The 18003-nt window shown below is 54.3% G+C and carries 20 protein-coding genes and 2 tRNA genes; 10 read left to right on the forward strand and 12 right to left on the reverse strand.

Translation table 11 applies throughout. The features are described from left to right. Nucleotides 1–19 precede the first annotated feature (19 nt). The 3 genes from hemJ to hemE are packed head-to-tail and all read right to left on the reverse strand — an operon-like array spanning nt 20 to nt 2213. Nucleotides 20–463 (reverse strand): protoporphyrinogen oxidase HemJ, encoded by a 444-nt coding sequence (gene hemJ, locus KP707_RS06270; RefSeq protein WP_369826506.1) that lies wholly within the window; start codon nt 461–463, stop codon nt 20–22. Continuing rightward, complete coding sequence (locus KP707_RS06275) at nt 463–1167, reverse strand: HAD family phosphatase (RefSeq protein WP_099211306.1); 705 nt, start codon at nt 1165–1167, stop codon at nt 463–465. Before KP707_RS06275 ends, hemJ begins: the two co-directional genes overlap by 1 nt. Next, on the reverse strand, nt 1164–2213 hold the full coding sequence (gene hemE, locus KP707_RS06280; protein WP_211502486.1) for a uroporphyrinogen decarboxylase: 1050 nt from the start codon (nt 2211–2213) through the stop codon (nt 1164–1166). Before hemE ends, KP707_RS06275 begins: the two co-directional genes overlap by 4 nt. 353 nt (nt 2214–2566) lie before the next feature. On the opposite strand from hemE, the gene KP707_RS06285 reads away from it, so the two are divergent. Beyond that, nucleotides 2567–3178 (forward strand): Maf family protein, encoded by a 612-nt coding sequence (locus tag KP707_RS06285; protein WP_211498282.1) that lies wholly within the window; start codon nt 2567–2569, stop codon nt 3176–3178. A gap of 91 nt (nt 3179–3269) precedes the next feature. Next, nucleotides 3270–3345, forward strand: a tRNA-Ala gene (locus KP707_RS06290). 118 nt (nt 3346–3463) lie between these two features. Here the strand turns inward: KP707_RS06290 and KP707_RS06295 are convergent. After that, nucleotides 3464–3949, reverse strand: a complete 486-nt coding sequence (locus tag KP707_RS06295; RefSeq protein ID WP_211495693.1) for an aminoacyl-tRNA deacylase — start codon at nt 3947–3949, stop codon at nt 3464–3466. A gap of 99 nt (nt 3950–4048) precedes the next feature. On the opposite strand from KP707_RS06295, the gene KP707_RS06300 reads away from it, so the two are divergent. The 6 genes from KP707_RS06300 to KP707_RS06325 all read left to right on the forward strand — a co-directional run bounded on the left by KP707_RS06300 (nt 4049) and on the right by KP707_RS06325 (nt 9038). Beyond that, nucleotides 4049–4465, forward strand: coding sequence for a lytic transglycosylase domain-containing protein (locus tag KP707_RS06300; protein WP_086633305.1), 417 nt, complete (start codon nt 4049–4051; stop codon nt 4463–4465). Nucleotides 4466–4522: 57 nt separating this feature from the next. Next, nucleotides 4523–5377, forward strand: coding sequence for a metal ABC transporter solute-binding protein, Zn/Mn family (locus tag KP707_RS06305; protein WP_211498281.1), 855 nt, complete (start codon nt 4523–4525; stop codon nt 5375–5377). Continuing rightward, a complete protein-coding gene (locus KP707_RS06310) occupies nt 5361–6026 on the forward strand; it encodes a metal ABC transporter ATP-binding protein (RefSeq protein ID WP_211498280.1) in 666 nt (221 codons plus the stop codon). Before KP707_RS06305 ends, KP707_RS06310 begins: the two co-directional genes overlap by 17 nt. Continuing rightward, complete coding sequence (locus KP707_RS06315) at nt 6013–6819, forward strand: metal ABC transporter permease (protein WP_099211294.1); 807 nt, start codon at nt 6013–6015, stop codon at nt 6817–6819. Before KP707_RS06310 ends, KP707_RS06315 begins: the two co-directional genes overlap by 14 nt. A gap of 258 nt (nt 6820–7077) precedes the next feature. Further along, nucleotides 7078–8565: a sugar porter family MFS transporter gene (locus KP707_RS06320; RefSeq protein ID WP_086633309.1), complete on the forward strand. Its 1488-nt coding sequence runs from the start codon at nt 7078–7080 to the stop codon at nt 8563–8565. A 29-nt stretch (nt 8566–8594) separates the two neighbouring features. After that, complete coding sequence (locus KP707_RS06325) at nt 8595–9038, forward strand: HIT family protein (protein WP_198150518.1); 444 nt, start codon at nt 8595–8597, stop codon at nt 9036–9038. On the opposite strand, the gene KP707_RS06330 is transcribed toward KP707_RS06325, so the two are convergent. The 5 genes from KP707_RS06330 to rfbB all read right to left on the reverse strand — a co-directional run bounded on the left by KP707_RS06330 (nt 9029) and on the right by rfbB (nt 13631). Continuing rightward, on the reverse strand, nt 9029–10039 hold the full coding sequence (locus KP707_RS06330) for a glycosyltransferase family 2 protein (RefSeq protein WP_252348837.1): 1011 nt from the start codon (nt 10037–10039) through the stop codon (nt 9029–9031). The two genes, KP707_RS06325 and KP707_RS06330, sit on opposite strands and share 10 nt — an antisense overlap. Before the next feature lie 75 nt (nt 10040–10114). Further along, nucleotides 10115–11005, reverse strand: a complete 891-nt coding sequence (gene rfbD, locus KP707_RS06335) for a dTDP-4-dehydrorhamnose reductase (protein ID WP_232309224.1) — start codon at nt 11003–11005, stop codon at nt 10115–10117. Between the two features lie 8 nt (nt 11006–11013). Then, entirely contained in the window at nt 11014–11577 is a 564-nt protein-coding gene (gene rfbC, locus KP707_RS06340) for a dTDP-4-dehydrorhamnose 3,5-epimerase (protein WP_046900410.1), read from the reverse strand. A 105-nt stretch (nt 11578–11682) separates the two neighbouring features. Beyond that, nucleotides 11683–12555: a glucose-1-phosphate thymidylyltransferase RfbA gene (gene rfbA, locus KP707_RS06345; protein ID WP_174694806.1), complete on the reverse strand. Its 873-nt coding sequence runs from the start codon at nt 12553–12555 to the stop codon at nt 11683–11685. Between the two features lie 20 nt (nt 12556–12575). Next, the gene (gene rfbB, locus KP707_RS06350) at nt 12576–13631 is read right to left on the reverse strand and encodes a dTDP-glucose 4,6-dehydratase (RefSeq protein WP_099211286.1); all 1056 of its coding nucleotides are present in this window, start codon (nt 13629–13631) and stop codon (nt 12576–12578) included. Between the two features lie 188 nt (nt 13632–13819). Here rfbB and KP707_RS06355 point away from each other — a divergent pair, with 188 nt between their 5' ends. Beyond that, a complete protein-coding gene (locus KP707_RS06355) occupies nt 13820–15868 on the forward strand; it encodes a hypothetical protein (protein WP_211502487.1) in 2049 nt (682 codons plus the stop codon). Beyond that, nucleotides 15865–16554 carry a histidine phosphatase family protein gene (locus KP707_RS06360; protein WP_086634871.1) on the forward strand — a complete coding sequence of 230 codons (690 nt, stop codon included), beginning with the start codon at nt 15865–15867 and terminating at the stop codon, nt 16552–16554. The genes KP707_RS06355 and KP707_RS06360 overlap by 4 nt, the downstream gene beginning before the upstream one ends. Before the next feature lie 28 nt (nt 16555–16582). Here KP707_RS06360 and KP707_RS06365 read toward each other — a convergent pair whose 3' ends face one another. From KP707_RS06365 to KP707_RS06375, 3 genes are all read right to left on the reverse strand, one after another. Continuing rightward, nucleotides 16583–16750, reverse strand: a complete 168-nt coding sequence (locus tag KP707_RS06365; RefSeq protein ID WP_157091233.1) for a hypothetical protein — start codon at nt 16748–16750, stop codon at nt 16583–16585. A 179-nt stretch (nt 16751–16929) separates the two neighbouring features. Next, nucleotides 16930–17005, reverse strand: a tRNA-Lys gene (locus tag KP707_RS06370). Nucleotides 17006–17124: 119 nt separating this feature from the next. Continuing rightward, entirely contained in the window at nt 17125–18003 is an 879-nt protein-coding gene (locus tag KP707_RS06375) for a ParB/RepB/Spo0J family partition protein (protein ID WP_211502489.1), read from the reverse strand.

Genomic DNA, 18003 nt, shown 5'->3' on the forward strand with positions numbered 1-18003 from the left:
TTTTTACAGGCGACGTCTCTCAGGGCCGAACCATGATCATGATGACAATGATCACCATGAGAATGGTCGGTACCTCGTTTGCGATCCGGTAATATTTCTCGGAATGCGGATTACGGTCTTCTGCGAACAGACGACGCCATTTGCTGCATGCCCCATGAAACCCCATGAGGCCGAGAACGCAGATCACTTTTGTCCACCACCAGCCGCTGTTCCAGTCCACCAGACCCGGCACCGACGACATCATACCACCCACGAGCACGGTAACAATCATCGCAGGCGTCATGATCTGACGGAGAAGCTTGCGCTCCATGATTTTGAAACGTTCGCTCTCCGCAGTACCAGGCGTTGTCTGGGTATGGTACACGTAGAGGCGTGGCAGATAGAATGTCCCCGCCATCCAGGCCGTGAAGGCCATGATATGGAGGGACAGGAACCAGCTCAGGTGATCAACAACAAAGTCCATCAGTTGTCTTTCTGGCTTTGAAGTGTCTTGCGAAGCAGCGGTACCAGTTCGGAGAGATGACCGATCCTGACGAAGCCTGGCGTTGGCCAAAATGCCGGAAGAGGAAGGTCTTCCGAACGAAGAAGCACACAACTCATACCAGCACGCCGGGCGGCTTCAGCACCCGTGTCACTATCCTCAATCACAACACAGTTTTCTGGCAGAACACCTTCTGCTTTTGCAGCGTACAGATAAACCCCAGGAGATGGCTTCGGTTCATCCATGTCATTCGCTGAATGGACCCGGTTTTCCGGGAAAAATATAGTCATCTGTGTCCGTTCAAACTTGGCATCCATCTCAACGACAGACGAGTTCGAACCAACACGAAACGGCAGTTGTAAACCACGTATTCCATGCAGCATTTCTGGCGCACCCTCTACAGGTTCTGCCATTTTCTGCATCAGACGTACAAGATTTTCCCTCATTTTGAGTGCCGTATTTTCAGGTAGAGCACGTCCTGTTTCGTGCTCCAGTTCCTTTACGACCTGAGAGAGTGCCTTACCTGAAAACCGGTCATGAGCCTCATCGTCTGAAATCTTAAGACCCAGGGACCGAGCGAACTCTGCTGTGGCCCGGCAGGACGCACGCTCACTGTCCACGAGTACACCGTCACAGTCGAAGATGACCAGTTTCAGCTGGCCTGCTGCATCCAGAGCCGTGGTCATATCGCGCGCACCGCCTCAACGAGGGCACCGACGTTTTCAGGCGGTGTGTGCTGCATAACGCCGTGTCCCAGGTTGAAAACATGCGAACGCCCACGAAGCGCGTCCCGGATCCCCTGAGCTTCACGCACCATGGCCTCACCGCCAGAAAACAGGACCATCGGGTCCATGTTCCCTTGCAGCGTCACGTTTGGTACCAGCTCCGCAATCTGCGCCGGATCAGCCACTGTATCGAGCGCCAGCGTATTGATCCCCGTCTTTTCTGCGTATTCGCGTATCATGATCCCTCCCAGGCGCGGGAAACCGATAATCGGCGTATTCGGATGCTTCTCCTGGATATGACGCACGATCTGCCGGGTAGGTTCAATCACATAGCGACGAAATGCGTTGGGAGGGAGAATTCCAGCCCAGGAATCAAAGAGCATGACAGCTTCAGCGCCTGCTTCAATCTGGCCGCAAAGCATCTCCGCTGTGCTGATCGTCAGGGTTTCAATCAGACGATCAAACAGCGCTGGATCAGTTTGCATCATTTTGCGGGTATTGGCGAAATCCCGCGATCCGCCGCCCTCGACCATGTAACAGGCAACCGTAAATGGGCTGCCGGCAAAGCCGAGCAATGTCGTGACATCTGGGAGTGATTTACTCAGTCGCGAGAGTGTTTCCCGAACAGGTGCCGTAGCCTCCTGTGCACGTTTTGGATCAAGTTTTTCCAGATCTGCCTGCGAACGGATGGCGCCAAGAACCGGGCCCCGACCATCAATGAATTCAAGGGACTGACCCATTGCCCAGGGCAGAATGAGAATGTCCGAGAACAGGATTGCTCCGTCCATTCCATACCTGCGGATCGGCTGAAGGGTGAGTTCTTCAGCCATGTCCGGAGTCATGCAGCGTGTCAGGAAGTCAGCCTTGTCACGCATGGCACGAAATTCGGGAAGGTAACGCCCTGCCTGCCGCATGAGCCAGACCGGCGGGGGCCAGACAGCTTCACCCTTGAGAGCTCTCAGGAGCGGTTTCGAGGATGGGGAGAGGGGTGCGTTTTCCGAATTCATGCCGCTCACTAACCATGAAAGAAATAAGAAAGAAATCCTGGAGGATAGGATGATCCCTGTGGATACCGGGGTACCCGGCTCTCTAAAAATGTACCCCGTCTTACTCACACTGTGTACAACTGCAAAACCCGCAGTGGACAAGGGGGTGCAGGATTCTATCCCGATTTGCTCACAGACCCCCTGTGTACAACCCCCAAAATTTGGGGGCGTACCCAACAATCCACGGTACTCGGTACCTTCCCGCAAACTTCAAGTACTGTCCCCATGTACCCCAGTACTGACACAATCTTTTCACCGGGTCATACGCAGTACTGGTACTCGTGCTCGCCGTCGATAGTTTGGAGTCGCATCTTATGACCTTGCTCAATAATTCCATAATCCTCGCAAGTGGCTCGAGTGCCCGGCGAGTACTTCTGGAAGAGAGTGGTCTGATCATTCAGGTTCGACCGGTAGATCTGGATGAAGAGGCCTTGCGCCAGCAGTGTGAAAGTGAAGGAAAATCTCTGGGAGACACGGCTTTGGCTCTCGCGGATGCCAAAGCGAGGCTTGTGGCCGACGTATCGCCGGACACCAGTCTGATTATCGCGGCTGACCAGATCCTCGATCTGGACGGAACAGCCTTTGCGAAGCCGCAGGATCTCAATGAGGCGAAGACGCATCTTAAATGCCTTCGAAACCGCACGCATATTCTTCAGACGGCTGTCGTTTTGTATCGGGGCACACAGAAAATCTGGGAGACACTCGCTACTCCTCAAATGACGATGCGCCCCTTTTCCGATGAATTTCTGGCGTTTTATCTAAGAGAAGAGGGAGACAGGATACTGTCCTGCGTAGGGGCTTATCGGCTGGAGGGCTTGGGTATTCAGCTCTTTTCCAAAATTTCGGGCGATCAGGATGCTATCCTTGGGCTTCCACGACTTTCGCTTCTTGAGAAGCTGCGTCAGGAGAACGTGATTCTAGCCTGAAAAAGTGTTTTTATGGCTTGTCACGATGAAAACATCCTTATATACCGCGCTCATCCGGCTCCATCCCAAAGGGGCTGTAGATGAAACACGTGGGGCCATAGCTCAGTTGGGAGAGCGCCTGAATGGCATTCAGGAGGTCGTCGGTTCGATCCCGATTGGCTCCACCAGTTTCTCCCAAAAAATCTGAAATTTCTGCTCTACAATTTTTGTGTTTTTACACACGAAGCGCGTATCGCCTGCGCAGACCTTGCCCTTTCAGTATGAAAGGTCACGCCTGTATCAAATTCAGGGCAGTGGGCGAACGAGGTCTGCGACCAGACCGTTTGTCGCTATGAGAGCATCTTCCGGTCCAAGTTCCAGAAGAAGGCCTCGGTCTCCGCCATTAATGACGACAGGGGGGCCATCCATTGCACTCTGATCAAACGCTGTTGGTACAATACTGCGCTGGCCGAATGGGCTGACACCGCCAATCTTGTAACCTGTCCGCTGTTCTGCCTCCGGGCGAGAGAGCATTTTGGCTTTTCTCCCCCCAAATGCTGCTGCAACACGTTTGAAATCCAACTCGCGATCCGCAGGCAGGACAACACAGGCAGGGCGCCCGTCAATCTGCACCATCAGGGTCTTGAGAACATGATCCGGGGAAAGACCCAGAGCTTTGGCGGCGGCGATACCTAGTTTCCCAGCGGATGGATCATAGTCATAAATGCGACGCTGATAGGGTATGGACAGAGCATCCAAGGTCAGGGTTGCGGAAGTATCCTGTGTATTCATTCCTGTTGCTCTTATTCTTTCGGCTTGTTGTGTCAGGATGGCAGGTAGGGTCAGGGGATGCTAGACTATGAGCTTCTTTAATAAAGATGACAGGGTTTCATGGCCGCTGGTTTCCTAGCCTGTATGCTTGCTTCGGCTTTGCATTATCGTATTCCTCCCCGTGTTCTTCCTGCCATTCAGCGGGTCGAGGGTGGAGTGATGGGCAAGGTTAGCCAGAATAAGGATGGATCAGTGGATATTGGTCTCATGCAGATCAATTCGCGGTGGATCCTTCCTATTTCATCCATGCTGCACCAGAGCCCTGCCCAGATTGCAACGCGACTGGCCCTTGAGCCTTGTTTCAATGTTGCTGCCGCTGCGATGATCCTGCGCACCGCTCTGGATAATGAACACGGGAATCTCATGCGGGCCATTGGAGATTACCATTCACGGACCGTGCCATTGAATATGGCGTATCAGCGTAAGGTTCTTGCCGCAGCAACCGAACTTTACGTAAGGCCGCCGTCCCGAGGATAGCCAAAGGAAGAATGTTATCTTATAACGTTTTTCCTTTCCATCCGTCCGGGGAAACTCATGCGCTGTGTCCGAACCCTGTTTCTGGCTGGTTCGCTTCTGACTGCGCCTTTTGCGTATGCTGCTCCGCTGCCTGTGGTCTGCGTTGAGGCAGCCTGGTGTAATATTGCAGCGCAGATTGGTGGACCGGCCGTCCAGACACAGTCGTTAATTTCAACTCCGGGCATCGATCCCCATGAATTGACGCCAACGCCATCCATGGCGCGGAACATGGCTCATGCCAGCGTCATCGTTCTGAATGGCGCGACCTACGATGACTGGGCAGTCCATTTTTCTCCTTCATCAGCAACACGGATTATTGCAGCAGAAGAAGCGGGATGGCGCGCAGGGGATAATCCGCATCTGTTCCTCGATCTGAACGCCGTGCGTAAAGTGGCCTCAGCCGTGGCGGACGCGTTTATAGCGCGGGGCCTGGATCAGACGGATATTCATAGTCGCCTAACGAGCTTTCTGACACAAGTTGATGCTCTGTCTGGCCAGACAGCAGCCATCAGGCAGAAACACGACGGGACTATTATCGGTGTCATGGAACCGGTGGGAGCTGATCTGATCCAGACGATGGGACTCAGGATCATTGACCCCGGGTTTGCCCTGTCGGTCATGCATCATAGCGAACCGTCTCCACGGGATGTGGCTCAACTGGAAACTGCAATCGACAGCAGACAGATCAGATTTCTGATCGTCAATCCTGCCGTCAGGTCTCCACAGATTGACCGTATGGTAGAACGGGCCAGGGGCAGCGGTCTGCCGCTGGTTATGATAGGAGAGACGCTCCCTGTCAGCCAGCAATGGCAAGACTGGGTCTCGTCGATCCTTCAGTCCGTTCAGCAGGCACTTGATGGCCAGTCCCGATAACCTTGTTCTTGAGAATGTTACCCTCTGTGCAGGCCAGACACGTGTTTTAAATCAGGTTTCCCTGACCGTGCCTCTTGAAGGCATTACGCTTCTGTCAGGACGAAATGGTGCAGGAAAATCGACTGCTCTGCGGGCTTGTCTGGATCTTGTAAGGCCTGAGAAAGGACAGATCCTGATTGACGGTCTCCCACCCGGAATGGCCTGTGAACGCATTGGATATATGCCGCAGGGTTTGAGCGATGCGGCTCTCATGATCCCGGCGATCAGTCATGTGATGGCTGCCATGGACGGTGCGCGCTGGGGTGTGCCTGTTCGTTTTGGTCAAAGAAAAAGGGAGGCCGAGAGGCTTCTTGCCCTGACTGGAGCACTCTCTTTCTCAAAACGGCCTCTGGGACATCTGTCAGGGGGAGAGCGACAGCGTGTCTGCCTGGCACAGGCACTTGCCGGTCAACCGGGTCTGCTCCTTCTGGACGAACCCCTTGCCGCTCTGGATCACGATGCGCAGCAGCAGATTGTTGCCCTGCTGGTATCACTCACCCAGACCCTTGGCGTTTCAATCCTTATGACATCTCATGAAACTGCCGCGCTGGAAGGAAAAGTAACGCGCGTTCTGGCTTTGGAAAATGGCGAGTTGCATGTTCGAATTTGAATTCATGCGGCATGCATTTCTGGGATGCACGCTCGTCTCTGTTCTCGCAGGAACTGTGGGATGGTTTCTGAGCCTGCGGCGACAGGCTTTTGCAGCCCATGCACTGTCCCACATTGGCTTCAGTGGAGCCGCAGGGGCAGTCTGGCTTGGCGTTTCGCCTCTCTTTGGAATGATTGCTTTCAGCCTTCTGGCAGGCCTTGCCATAGGAAGCGAAGGTGAGGGACGCGGTAAAATTCCCCCTCAGAGAGACAGTACGATCGGCCTTGTGCTTGCTGCCAGCCTTGGCCTAGGCACCTGGTTCCTGCATGAGGCCAACGGAGCCTCCAGCATGGCGACGACACTGCTATTTGGGGATGTGCTCGGAATTGACACTCCGACGCTGTTCATTCTGGCTGGAGTGACGGCTCTTTGTCTGTTGGGGCTGGTTTTTCTTGGACGGCCGCTTCTGTTTTCGAGCCTGACGCCAGAAGTGGCGCGTGCACGTGGTGTTCCTGTGCGCCTGACGTCTCTTGGATTTATGGCTGTAGCAGCTTTGGCCTGTTCAGCATGTGCCGAAGTTTCCGGCGCATTGCTGGCCTTCAGTCTCATGATTGGCCCGGCGGCTACGGCATTGAGGCTAGGGCTATGCCCGGCGATGGGACTACTGGTTTCGGTATTGCTTGCTCTTGTCCTGTCCTGGGGCGGTCTGATGCTGTCCTGGATAACGGACATTCCCATTCCATTCTGGATTGGGTTGGGAGCAGGGATTTTTTATGGATTGGCGAACCTCTGGACGAGGCTGAGGACTAATTAAGGGATCCGGCGAACCAGTGCACGAACACGATGAAAGCAACGATACAGATGTGCATGATGATCAGGATTCTACCAGAAATATAGGGCACATCACGGGTGGTATCGGGTGTGGGCGTCAGCATAGAAGGTCTCCGGAGCAGTCCTGATATTCATATAGAATTCTGGTTTTCGTGGCCACAATAAGTGGAAGCTCACTTAATTTTCAAAAAAATAGAAAAATGCGGAAAAACTGAATAGATTGCGATATGTTAATGTCATTATGCCAAATGATACAAAAACATCTCGACCTGCTCGTGAAAAGATAGACCTCTCACAGGTTGAGGTCTCACCGAACGCGAAATTGATCCTGATGCTTGCAGCCATGGTTGCTGCAATCTGCGGTGGCCTCTACGGCTACGACACAGGCATCATCTCCGGCACATTGCCTTTGATTGGCGATGATTTTCATCTGAACTCTACAATGAAAGAAAGCGTCGCTTCGGCTATTCTTCTTGGAGCAGTATTCGGCGCCTTCGTGGCCGGGTCCCTCTCAGAGAAATTCGGACGGCGCACTACAACGTGTCTCGTGAGTGGTGTCTTTGTCCTTGGCGCGACAGCGTGCGCTTTCTCTCCGGATGTATGGAGCCTCATTGCTGCACGATTTGTGCTTGGACTTGCCGTCGGCGGTTCCACACAGGTTGTGCCGATGTATATTTCGGAGCTGGCCCCCCAGGAACGGCGGGGAAGCCTTGTGACGATGTTCAACGTGGCGATCGGCCTCGGTATTCTGATTGCCAATATCATCGGTCTTACACAGCGCACGAACTGGGGCTGGCGCCCTATGGTGGGGATTGCCGCGATACCGGCTTTCCTTGTCTTTGTATCCATGTTTTTCATGCCAAAGAGCCCGCGCTGGTCTGCTGAGAATGAAGGCATGAAGAATGCCATCCTTCACCTTAGCCGTATCCGCACCACAAAAAGGGCAGTTCGCAAAGAAGTTGAGGCCATCCGTGAAAATGCAGAGGGCATCAAGCAGGAGAACCGGGGGTGGCATGGTCTTTTCCAGCCCTGGGTTCGACCGGCTCTCGTCGCAGCACTGGGTGTAGCATTCTTTACGCAGTGCGGTGGCCTGGAGATGATGATCTACTACGCCCCGACATTTCTGAATGATGCTGGTTTCGGGGCTTCTTCAGCGCTTTGGGCATCGCTGGGTGTTGCGATCGTTTATTGCATCATGACCATTCTGGGCTGTCTCTTTGTGGACAGGATTGGTCGGCGTCGTCTGATGTTGATCATGGGGCCAGGGGCAGCACTCTCGCTGGTTGGCCTGGGTATCATGTTCATGCTGCACCCTGCCGCAGGCAGTGCAGGGTCATATCTGATCGTCGCGTTCCTGCTGCTGTTCATGATGTTCAACTCGGGTGGCATTCAGGTCTGTGGCTGGCTGCTGGGTGCTGAAATGTTCCCGCTGTCCATGCGTGGACAGGCGACCTCCCTGCATGCCGCTACCCTGTGGGGGGCTGATCTGCTCGTCACCAGCACGGCTCTTACGATGGCAGAGGGCATTGGTCTGACATGGACGATGTGGTTCTATGCCCTCGTCAATCTGGCTTCGGTTATCTTTGTCTTTTTCTTCGTCCCGGAAACATCCGGTGCTTCTCTCGAAGATATTGAAGACGCCTTGGTGGAAAACCGTTTCCGGCCCACTCGCGACAACAAGCGTATTGTGCCGGAAGAGGATGAAGAGGACGCACGTTCCGCTGCATGATAGCTTTCCCTTTTTGAAGGGAAACATGCATGTTGGATGTTATTGCAAAACGGGTTGTTGCCGCGCGAAGTGGCAGCAACCCGTTTGTCATTGGGCGTATGAAATCAGGCTGGCTTGTTATTGGTGAGACGCAGCCGCTTGCAGGATATTGCCAACTCCTCGCCGATCCTGTTGTGCCTTCCCTGAATGACCTGAAAGGTGAGGAACGGATTCAATATCTTCTGGATGTTGCCGCTGTTGGGGATGCTCTTCTGGCTCTTACCGCTTCAAACCGCATTAATTACGAAACATGGTGCAATTTGGCACCGTCTCTTCATACGCATATAGTTCCGCGGTATGCCTCAGAACCTGAAGACCTGCGCATCAAGGCAGCCAGTATCGCTTATGATTATGCGTCTGCGCGCCCGTTCAGTCTTGAGCATGACGGGGCCTTCATGGACGCCATGCGGCGCGAGCTACATATTCAGCCTTGAGAAGGCTGCCGGACTGCAAGAAGAAACCAGAGACGGAAAATAGCGGTCTCACATCGTGTCTGGCGCTGAAGTTCTCTTCGCCTCCAGAGGATTTTGATTCTGGCTCTTAACGTTCGGGCTCCGGCCAGTTCTGACAGAAGGGTCTGTGCGTCTTCTGTCAGGATATCCGGTTCATGGAGCAGGTGCTGAACATTGGACTCAAAGATCGTCATGAACACGCCGGGTCCGCGTCTGAGAGCACTTAAGCCTCGGCTAAGAAGCGAGCGTTTGGCTCCGACGGTATTGCGCGCGTGCTGGCGATAATGGCTGACACACCGCTCATCAAAAAAGACTTTACCGCCAGAGGCCATTGTAACGAGATAAGCCCACCAGTCATGCAGGATGAAGGGCGGAGGCAGTCGCTCATATAAAAGCTCATATGTCGCAGCGTTGATAACAACCGTGTGCCCGGTTGCGATGTTTTGCGTCAGAGCGGATGCAAAGTCAGGGGTTCTGCTGAGGGACGCCGACTTACTGAACACGTTGAGCGAAGAATCTGTCAGATACTGACGGGCACAATATAAAGCGGGCATGTCGAGCGGCTGTTTCTGGAGCCATTCCAGCGCCCATTGCAGCTTTTGGGGCTGCCAGACGTCATCCTGGTCCGCGAACGCTACGAATGGCGTTGGAGGAATGGAATCCAGAAGATGCAGATAAGACCCCGTCACGCCCATATTGCCCATGACGGATGTAATTTCGACGCAACGCCCGTGTCCGCGATGCTCTTCAAATGAGAGCATGATCACACGGGATGCATCAGTTGATCCGTCATCACGCCAGTAAAGGACCCAGTCCGTATGGGTCTGCGCGAGAATGCTGTCGAGCTGTGCGTTGAGATAGGTTTCGCCGTTGTGCAAGGACAGTAGAATGGCGACACGGTCTGTCCTGTCGGCGGTCTGGCTTGCTCCTCCCCGTATCATCTGTGGGTTCCAGCGGCGAATGCCGGAGTGGGGAGAAGACATAATATCCTTGGTTAAGACGGGTCAGGGAAGCAGGGCAGGAGGGTCATCCTGCGTAATTGCTGGATGACCCATTTTTCAGATCGCAGCGAAAAGGCGGTGGACTGTCCGTGCGACGCTTTCACGCCATTCAGGCAACCGAACGCCAAACACACGATGAAGTTTTGAACAGTCTAGCCGTGAATCCTGTGGACGCTTGGCCGGGGTCGGCCAGTCTTCAGTCCGGATTGCACTGACTGTTGGCATGGATTGACCATGCTTTTCTGCTTCTTCCAGTGCAGCGACAGCCAGACCGTGCCATGTCGTCTCGCCTGTGCCGCTGGCATGATAGATGCCAGCAAATTCCGGCTTCCAGCCATCTTTCTCGATGAGGGCCAGGATAGCGAGAATAGCGTCAGCCAGATCGTCAGAACTGGTGGGGTTGCCGCTTTGGTCGCCAACAACCTTGAGCGCTGGATTTTTGGCGCCAGCATTGATCATGGTCTTGACGAAATTTTTGCCGTGCGCGGAGTAAACCCAAGAGGTCCGAAGGATGATGCTCTTTGGGTTTGCCGCCAGAACAGCCTGTTCGCCGTCAGCTTTTGTGCTGCCATAGACTGTTTCAGGGCTGGTAGGATCCTCTTCCGTGTAAGGAGATCCCTTGTCACCGGAGAAAACATAGTCCGTTGAAACGTGGATGAATGGAATGCCAGCCTTTGCGCAGGCTTCCGCGAGCGCCTTTGGCCCTGAGCAGTTGGCGCGCTCAGCTCCAGCTGTTTCCGTTTCTGCCAGATCAACGGCCGTCCAGGCAGCTGCATTCACGACAGCTTCAGGGCGGTATTTTTCGATAGCTGCGGAAATGGTTTCCGGCTTGTCGAAGTCGAATTCAGGGCGCCCAACACGGATGATCTGATCACCCCCGATGTTCGCAAGAGACGTCGCGAGCTGGCCATTGCCGCCCGTGACGAGGATAGGACCTGTGCTGGACATAATGCGACTCACTTTTCGTAAGAGAACCAGCCCTTGGCTGCGGAGAAGTGCGGAGCGACCTTATCCTTGTCAGAAAGGATAGCCTCTTCTTCAGCGATGGGCCAATCGATGTTCAGGTCCGGGCAGTTCCAGATGACGGCGCGCTCGGAAACCTTGCTGTAAAGCGATGTGCATTTGTACTGAACTTCCGTGTTCTCTTCGAGAGTCACGAAACCATGCAGAAAGCCCGGCGGGACCCAGAGCTGAGACCAGTTTTCAGCAGACAGCTCTGCAGCTACCCACTGACCGTAGGTCGGGGAACCCGTGCGGGCATCTACGGCAACATCCCAGATTGCACCGCGCGTTACACGAACCAGCTTTCCCTGCTCGTAGGGGGCAAGCTGGCAGTGAAGTCCGCGCACAACGCCTTTCTCGCAGGACAGACTCTGATTGTCCTGAACAAAAGGAAGGTTGATGCCAGCTTCCGTCATACGATCGAAATTGTAAGTTTCTGAAAAGAAACCCCGGTTGTCACTAAAACGTGGCGGCGTAACAAGAATGACGTCGGGAATGGCGAGACGTTCAACCTTCATAACAAATTCCTTTTTATAAATGACGTTTGAGAACTGGAGGCCAAATAGAGATTGCCTCCGAAAAAACGCTGTCTGAAAAATCAGACAGCGTTTGGGGTTTTTATTTCAGGAAGCGTGGTCTGCGAGTTCAAGCAGAAGGCGCCCAAGCTCTGTCTTGCCCATTTTCTTCGCATGGGCGCGAAGCTGGTCAGCGTTGATGAACTTGTTGCGGAACGCGACTTCAGCAGGTGAGCCAACCAGCATACCCTGACGGGACTGAATGGTCTGAACGAAGGTTCCAGCCTGCATCAGGCTGTCCGGCATGCCGGCGTCAAGCCAGGCACAGCCGCGCCCAAGGCGATCGACCTGCAACGTTCCCTCTTCAAGATACATCCGGTTAAGGTCAGTGATTTCCAGTTCCCCACGAGGGCTAGGCTTTACCTTTTTGGCAAAATCCACAACGCGGTGATCATAGAAATACAAACCTGTGATGGCCCAGTGAGACTCTGGCTCGGAAGGCTTTTCCTCAACCTTCAGGGCCCGACCGCTTTCATCAAACGACACCACGCCATAACGTTCTGGATCGCGGACCTGATAGGCGAAGACGGTTGCCCCTTCCGGACGGTTCGATGCCGCACGGAGCAGAACACCAAGATGTTCGGAGAAGATCAGGTTGTCGCCAAGGGCGAGTGCGCAAGGCGCCCCCTGGATCCAGTCTTCCGCGATCAGAAATGCCTGAGCCAGACCGTCCGGGGAAGGCTGGATGCGGTATTCAAAGTTGACGCCGAACTGTGAACCATCGCCCAGAAGGCGCTGAAACTGTGGCATGTCATGCGGGGTCGTGATGATCATGATATCCCGGATTCCCGCCAGCATCAGCGTGGAAAGAGGATAATAGATCATCGGCTTATCATAGACCGGCAGGAGCTGCTTTGAGGAAGCAAGCGTCATGGGATACAGGCGTGTGCCTGAACCACCAGCCAGAATGATGCCCTTCATGGGCTTCGTCTCGATCGTGCTCATGAGCGTGTTCCCAGTCGCTGTCCCGTGTAACGCTTGGAGCGGATTCCTTCCCACCAGTCACGGTTGTCGAGATACCACTGAACCGTTTTGCGGATGCCGGTTTCGAAGTCGTTCTTGGCTTTCCAGTCCAGCTCTTTCTCGGCGTGGGACGGATCAATCTCATAACGGAAGTCATGGCCGGGACGATCTGTCACGTAGCGGATCAAGCGTTCGCGCGGGCCTTCCGGGTCAGGAAGAAGTTCGTCCAGAACAGCGCAGATTTTCTTGACGACTTCCAGGTTCGTCCGGGGCTGACGGGCACCGATAGCGTAAGTCTCTCCCGGCTCGCCGATTTCGACAGCGCGGACGAGGGCTTCAGCGTGGTCTTCAACAAACAGCCAGTCGCGGATGTTTTCACCTTTGCCGTAAACTGGCAATTCGCGACCTTCAATGGCGTTGATGGTCACGAGCGGAATGAGCTTTTCCGGGAAGTGCCAGATGCCATAGTTGTTGGTTGTGTTGGTGACGAAAGTTGGCAGGCCATAGGTGTGATACCAGGCACGAACCAGATGATCGGAAGAGGCTTTTGAAGCGGAGTAAGGGCTGCGAGGGTCGTAAGGGGTTGTTTCAGTAAATGGCGGATCGTTTGGCTCAAGGTGGCCAAACACTTCATCCGTTGAAATATGGTGGAAACGGAAAGCCGCTTTCTCATCATTCCCAAGGCTGCTCCAGTATTTCCGGGCAGCTTCAAGAAGAGAATAAGTGCCAACAATATTTGTCTGGATGAAAACGCCAGGACCATCAATCGAACGGTCTACGTGGCTTTCAGCAGCCAGATGCATGACGGCATCCGGGCGATATTCCTCAAAGAGGCGCTGCATTTCAACGCCGTTTACGATATTCGCCCGTGCGTGGGAATAACGCGGATCAGAAGCGACTTCGGCTACGGTATCTTCAGAAGCTGCATACGTCATGCAGTCTACATTCAGCACGCTGTGTTCGGTGTTTCTGATAATATGACGCACCACGGCTGAACCTATGAAGCCGCAACCGCCTGTCAACAATATCCGCATTTCAACCTCTTAACATCACGGTAGGAGCTCCAGCCCCGTCACGAAGAAGTATCTTACAGTGTTGTACAAGAGGCGCAAACTTTGATCATGGTAATATTAATGAAACCAATTCCCGTAACCATTAAGGCCTCGCCCCGAGTTCCTTAATGAGCTACCCAGACATTCCTGTTAGGCAGGAGATTAGAGGCATGCTGGCTGATATACTGACCCGATCGCTTGTAGACGTTTTGGAGCGTCCGGATCTAAGGGTTGTTGCTGCAGGGCTGATGCCCGAGCTTGATATTTCGCTGGAGCAGTCTTTTCAACTCGGTGAGAATCTTCTGTCTGAACCTCATTCGGTTACAGGCCGCGCATGTCTGAAGCTGGGTGAACCCTGTTTGCGAATGCCGGGTCTGGCTCCGACATTCCTTCGGCAGGCCGTTGAGCTTTTCCGGCTTCTTCACAATGGAGCTGACGCCCGGCTTGCGAGTTTTGCAGCTGCTCGTGTTGCCGCTCTGTTTCATGCGCTTGATACGAACGCGGTCAATCCCCTTCCGCAGGAACTTGCCCTCTGTGCGGGAGACGTTCCGGACAGCACAACGCTTCTGTCCCTTTGGGGAACTCTGAAGAAACACCTGTCGAATACGCCTGAGTTCACCGAAGATGACGCAAAGCGACTTAGACCCGTTCTGGTGCGTCTGTGGCACGTTATGGCGCCGGCAGAGACATTGATGAGTAGTGGCGGGGATTCCCGCCTGGCCGTTGATCCCGAGACTGGCCTAAACAAGTATTCCTGCTCTCATCGTCCACGCCCTTGGGCGGTGACGTTCGGTTCTTCCACAGCCTCCTCTTTGTCAGAGCGGGGGTTCGGGGGAGCAGAATTCGCGCGTTGCATGATGATGAATGCGCTTCTGTCCAAGCAGGACCCGGATCTTGTGCAGGAAGGCATCGTCAGAAGCGCGCGCGCGGGTATTGGGCGCCACTACGGTTTGCCTGAAGATGCTGTTCTTCTGTCGGCGTCTGGCACGGACTGCGAACTTGCTGTTCTTGCCCTTGTAGCCGCTGGAACAGACCGACCAGTTAGTTCCATTCTTCTGGCGCCCGACGAGACAGGAAGCGGCGTGCCCCTTGCTGCGCGTGGCCGTCATTTCGCGGGTGACAGCGCATGCTCCACGACAGTCGGGAAGGGAGAGCTGATTGAGGGCTTCCCTGAAGACACACAACTGTTCGGGGTTACCATCCGGAATGAGGATGGAACTTCGCGTCCGCTTGAAGACATCAATGCCGAATGTAGGGAACTGGCCAGACGAGAAGTGAAAGCTGGCCGACATGTCCTGCTGCATCGTCTGGATCAGTCAAAAACGGGTCTTGCTGCGCCTGATATGGAAACGGTTGCAGAGTTGCAGGCTGAGTTGGGAGAGCATCTGAGTGTGGTGGTAGATGCCTGTCAGGCTCGCCTCAGCCCGTCGCGTGTTTCGGAATGGGTCAGGGATGGTCTGTTGGTTATGATCACAGGATCAAAATTCTTTACCGGACCGCCGTTCTGTGGGGCCCTTCTGCTGCCAAATGTGATCCTGGAAAAGATGCCAGCGTTTTCGCTTCCAAAGGGGCTGAAGTCTTATGGAAATCGAGACGAGTGGCCTGAGCAGGCTGACAGGCACGCGTTGAATAATGGTCACAATATTGGTCTGGCCCTACGCTGGCATGCGGCTCTCGCTGAAATGGATGCGCTCTTTTCGCTTCCTGATTCCCTGATCCGTCAAAGACTCAATGATTTCATGACTGAGGCTGTTAAGCTGGTAGAGGCCAGTCCTACCTGCACTTTACTGCCCGTCGGGAAGCCCATTGATGACGGTCGGTGGGACGCTGTGCCGACCATTCTGTCATTTCTGGTGGAAGACCCCAAAAATCCGGATGCGCCTCTCGGACTGGAAGATGCGCGTAAGTTGCACCGGTGGCTCAATGCAGATCTTTCACCATGGGTAGGGGAGGGCGAGGCAGCACTTCTCTGTGTTCTTGGCCAGCCTGTTCCGGTTCCACACCCCTTGGTGACTGGCCATGCCGGGGCTTTAAGACTGTGTGGCGGCGCGCGTCTGGTCTCAGGAGAGCCATCGCACGAAGGTCTGGACGAAAAGCAGCGCTTGCAGCGGGAATGCGCAGACGCGAAGCGGGTGCTTGCCAAACTTGAGCTCATTTTGGAAAACTGGGACGTTCTTCTGGACGCCAACCCTGTTCCCCGTTACGCGCCTCTCTCATGACACAGACAGACCAAGCCGTCCCTCATGGACACTTTCTTGATACGCCTGAACTGCCACGCGGTATTACCCGCTTCTGGCTGATCAGACATGCCGTTGTAGAGGCGAGCGCGCGCAAGACCATGTATGGCGCGATGGACGTTCCGCTTTGCAGGGATGCGATGGCGAGCCAGCAGGGTGGATACGCTGCTCTGGCCCGAAGGCTGCCGTCCGATGCTGTCTGGTATACCTCACCGCTTCAAAGAGCACGTGACACTGCCGCACAGATACGCTGCGCAGGAGCGTTTACACACGCTGACGTCACGGTTGATCCAAGATTTATTGAGCAATCTATCGGAGAGTGGCACGGAACGCCGCACGATCAGTTTCTCTCTCTGCTGAGGCTGCCGCCCAATCCATTCTGGTCTTTGTCAGCCAGTGAGCTTCCGCCGGGTGGAGAAAGCATGCTGGATGTTTGCGCGCGCGTCTCCCATGGGCTGGAAGATCTTGCCAACGCAAATGCCGGTCAGGATATGGTTGTTGTGAGCCACGGTGGCGCGATCCGGGCGGCACTTTCACACGCTCTGGCCATTCACCCTGATATTGCTCTGCGCTTTACTATTCAAAATCTGTCGATTTCGATTATCGAGCGTATCAATGGGCTGTGGCGTGTTGTGGCTGTTAACGAACTGCCAGATTTTCGGGGATAAACCGGGGATGCCTCTGAGGAGGCCTTGGTCAGGTATTCTTTTTCTTTAAGCGAGCGCTTGTCACATCAACAATCCATTGCATCAGGCAACCGCCGAGTGCAGCCAGAATATAGGATGCGTGATGGTACTCTTGCAGAAGCTTGTATAACAAAACTGCAAACAGCGCCGGGCAAAAATTCTTTAAAGCTTTTTCCATGAGATCTTTTTGTCGTCAAAAATGGCGATAGGAAGATTTCATTAGCACTAAAGAAAGCTCTTCTAGGGGCTATTGTTTTTAATTTTTTGTGAAAACGTTCGAGCGAATGCTTTTTTAAAAGCGAAAGCGACCGAATTTAAAAATTCATATTTTTCAAGGCTAAGACCGGAAACGGAGCTTGGTGGGCACACAAGGGCTCGAACCTTGGACCCGCTGATTAAGAGTCAGCTGCTCTACCAACTGAGCTATGTGCCCGTCGCTCCGTTTCCGGTGAGGCGCCTTATAAAGGGGAAGCGGGAATGCTTGCAAGGGGTTTTTCAGATTATAATGAATAAAATCCAAAAAAAATGATGGCCCCCTTTGATAACCGCCTCTTATTCCCGGTTGAGAAGACGCATGAGGCTCTCAAACTGTTCAAGAGATCGGTAATCGATCTTTAGCGAGCCGCCCTTTTTTCCATCGTAAGCGATGTGGACTTTGAGTCCCAGCCGGAGAGCCAGATCTTCTTCAATCTGGACAATCTCTGCGTCCCGGCGCTTTTTCTGAACGGCTTTCTTCTCTGATTTCTCAGCGACAAGAGCTTCTGTCTGGCGGACATTCAGCCCTTTTTCCAAAACAGTTTTGGCCGCAGTTATCGGGTCTGGATGGCTCAGAAGGGCACGGGCATGTCCGGCTGAGAGTTCACCGCGGCGAACATGGGCCCGGATCTCTGGCGGCAGGTTCAGCAAGCGCATGGTATTGGTGATGTGAGGTCGGGATTTTCCGACAGCGCCGGCCAGTTCTTCCTGCGTCAGGGTATAATCTGTGATGAGCCGCTGAAGGCCTTCAGCTTCTTCGATCGGGTTCAGGTCGGCGCGCTGAAGGTTTTCTACAAGCGCGGCTGCCATGGCATCCGTGTCATCCAGTTGGCGTACATGCACTGGGACACTATGCAGCCCGGCTAGCTGAGAGGCGCGCCACCGCCGCTCGCCAGCGATGATCTGGTATCGCTCAGGGTGGGCCGGGTCTGGTCGGACGAGGAGGGGCTGCAGAACGCCGCGGGACCGAATGGAATTGGCCAGTTCTTCCAGCCGCTCAGGGTTCATGTCCTGGCGTGGCTGAAAGGGGCTGGGCTCCAGCACGTCAACGGGCAGGGACGTATGCTGCTGAACAGGCGCATTGGCGCGCGTAGCACGGGCCAGCTGGGGAGCCTGATCGCCCAGAAGGGCGGCAAGACCACGACCTAGGCGCGGAGAAGTGTCCTTTTTGGCCAT

The sequence above is a fragment of the Gluconobacter sp. P5E10 genome, assembly GCF_018812145.1.
In the GTDB taxonomy this organism is placed as follows: domain Bacteria; phylum Pseudomonadota; class Alphaproteobacteria; order Acetobacterales; family Acetobacteraceae; genus Gluconobacter; species Gluconobacter cerinus.

Coding starts and splice junctions, on each gene's coding strand:
- hemJ (WP_369826506.1), bottom strand. CDS start 463: ATGGACTTTGTTGTTGATCACCTGAGCTGGTTCCTGTCCCTCCATATC.
- KP707_RS06275 (WP_099211306.1), bottom strand. CDS start 1,167: ATGACCACGGCTCTGGATGCAGCAGGCCAGCTGAAACTGGTCATCTTC.
- hemE (WP_211502486.1), bottom strand. CDS start 2,213: ATGAATTCGGAAAACGCACCCCTCTCCCCATCCTCGAAACCGCTCCTG.
- KP707_RS06285 (WP_211498282.1), top strand. CDS start 2,567: ATGACCTTGCTCAATAATTCCATAATCCTCGCAAGTGGCTCGAGTGCC.
- KP707_RS06295 (WP_211495693.1), bottom strand. CDS start 3,949: ATGAATACACAGGATACTTCCGCAACCCTGACCTTGGATGCTCTGTCC.
- KP707_RS06300 (WP_086633305.1), top strand. CDS start 4,049: ATGGCCGCTGGTTTCCTAGCCTGTATGCTTGCTTCGGCTTTGCATTAT.
- KP707_RS06305 (WP_211498281.1), top strand. CDS start 4,523: ATGCGCTGTGTCCGAACCCTGTTTCTGGCTGGTTCGCTTCTGACTGCG.
- KP707_RS06310 (WP_211498280.1), top strand. CDS start 5,361: ATGGCCAGTCCCGATAACCTTGTTCTTGAGAATGTTACCCTCTGTGCA.
- KP707_RS06315 (WP_099211294.1), top strand. CDS start 6,013: ATGTTCGAATTTGAATTCATGCGGCATGCATTTCTGGGATGCACGCTC.
- KP707_RS06320 (WP_086633309.1), top strand. CDS start 7,078: ATGCCAAATGATACAAAAACATCTCGACCTGCTCGTGAAAAGATAGAC.
- KP707_RS06325 (WP_198150518.1), top strand. CDS start 8,595: ATGTTGGATGTTATTGCAAAACGGGTTGTTGCCGCGCGAAGTGGCAGC.
- KP707_RS06330 (WP_252348837.1), bottom strand. CDS start 10,039: ATGTCTTCTCCCCACTCCGGCATTCGCCGCTGGAACCCACAGATGATA.
- rfbD (WP_232309224.1), bottom strand. CDS start 11,005: ATGTCCAGCACAGGTCCTATCCTCGTCACGGGCGGCAATGGCCAGCTC.
- rfbC (WP_046900410.1), bottom strand. CDS start 11,577: ATGAAGGTTGAACGTCTCGCCATTCCCGACGTCATTCTTGTTACGCCG.
- rfbA (WP_174694806.1), bottom strand. CDS start 12,555: ATGAAGGGCATCATTCTGGCTGGTGGTTCAGGCACACGCCTGTATCCC.
- rfbB (WP_099211286.1), bottom strand. CDS start 13,631: ATGCGGATATTGTTGACAGGCGGTTGCGGCTTCATAGGTTCAGCCGTG.
- KP707_RS06355 (WP_211502487.1), top strand. CDS start 13,820: ATGCTGGCTGATATACTGACCCGATCGCTTGTAGACGTTTTGGAGCGT.
- KP707_RS06360 (WP_086634871.1), top strand. CDS start 15,865: ATGACACAGACAGACCAAGCCGTCCCTCATGGACACTTTCTTGATACG.
- KP707_RS06365 (WP_157091233.1), bottom strand. CDS start 16,750: ATGGAAAAAGCTTTAAAGAATTTTTGCCCGGCGCTGTTTGCAGTTTTG.
- KP707_RS06375 (WP_211502489.1), bottom strand. CDS start 18,003: ATGGCCAAAAAGGACACTTCTCCGCGCCTAGGTCGTGGTCTTGCCGCC.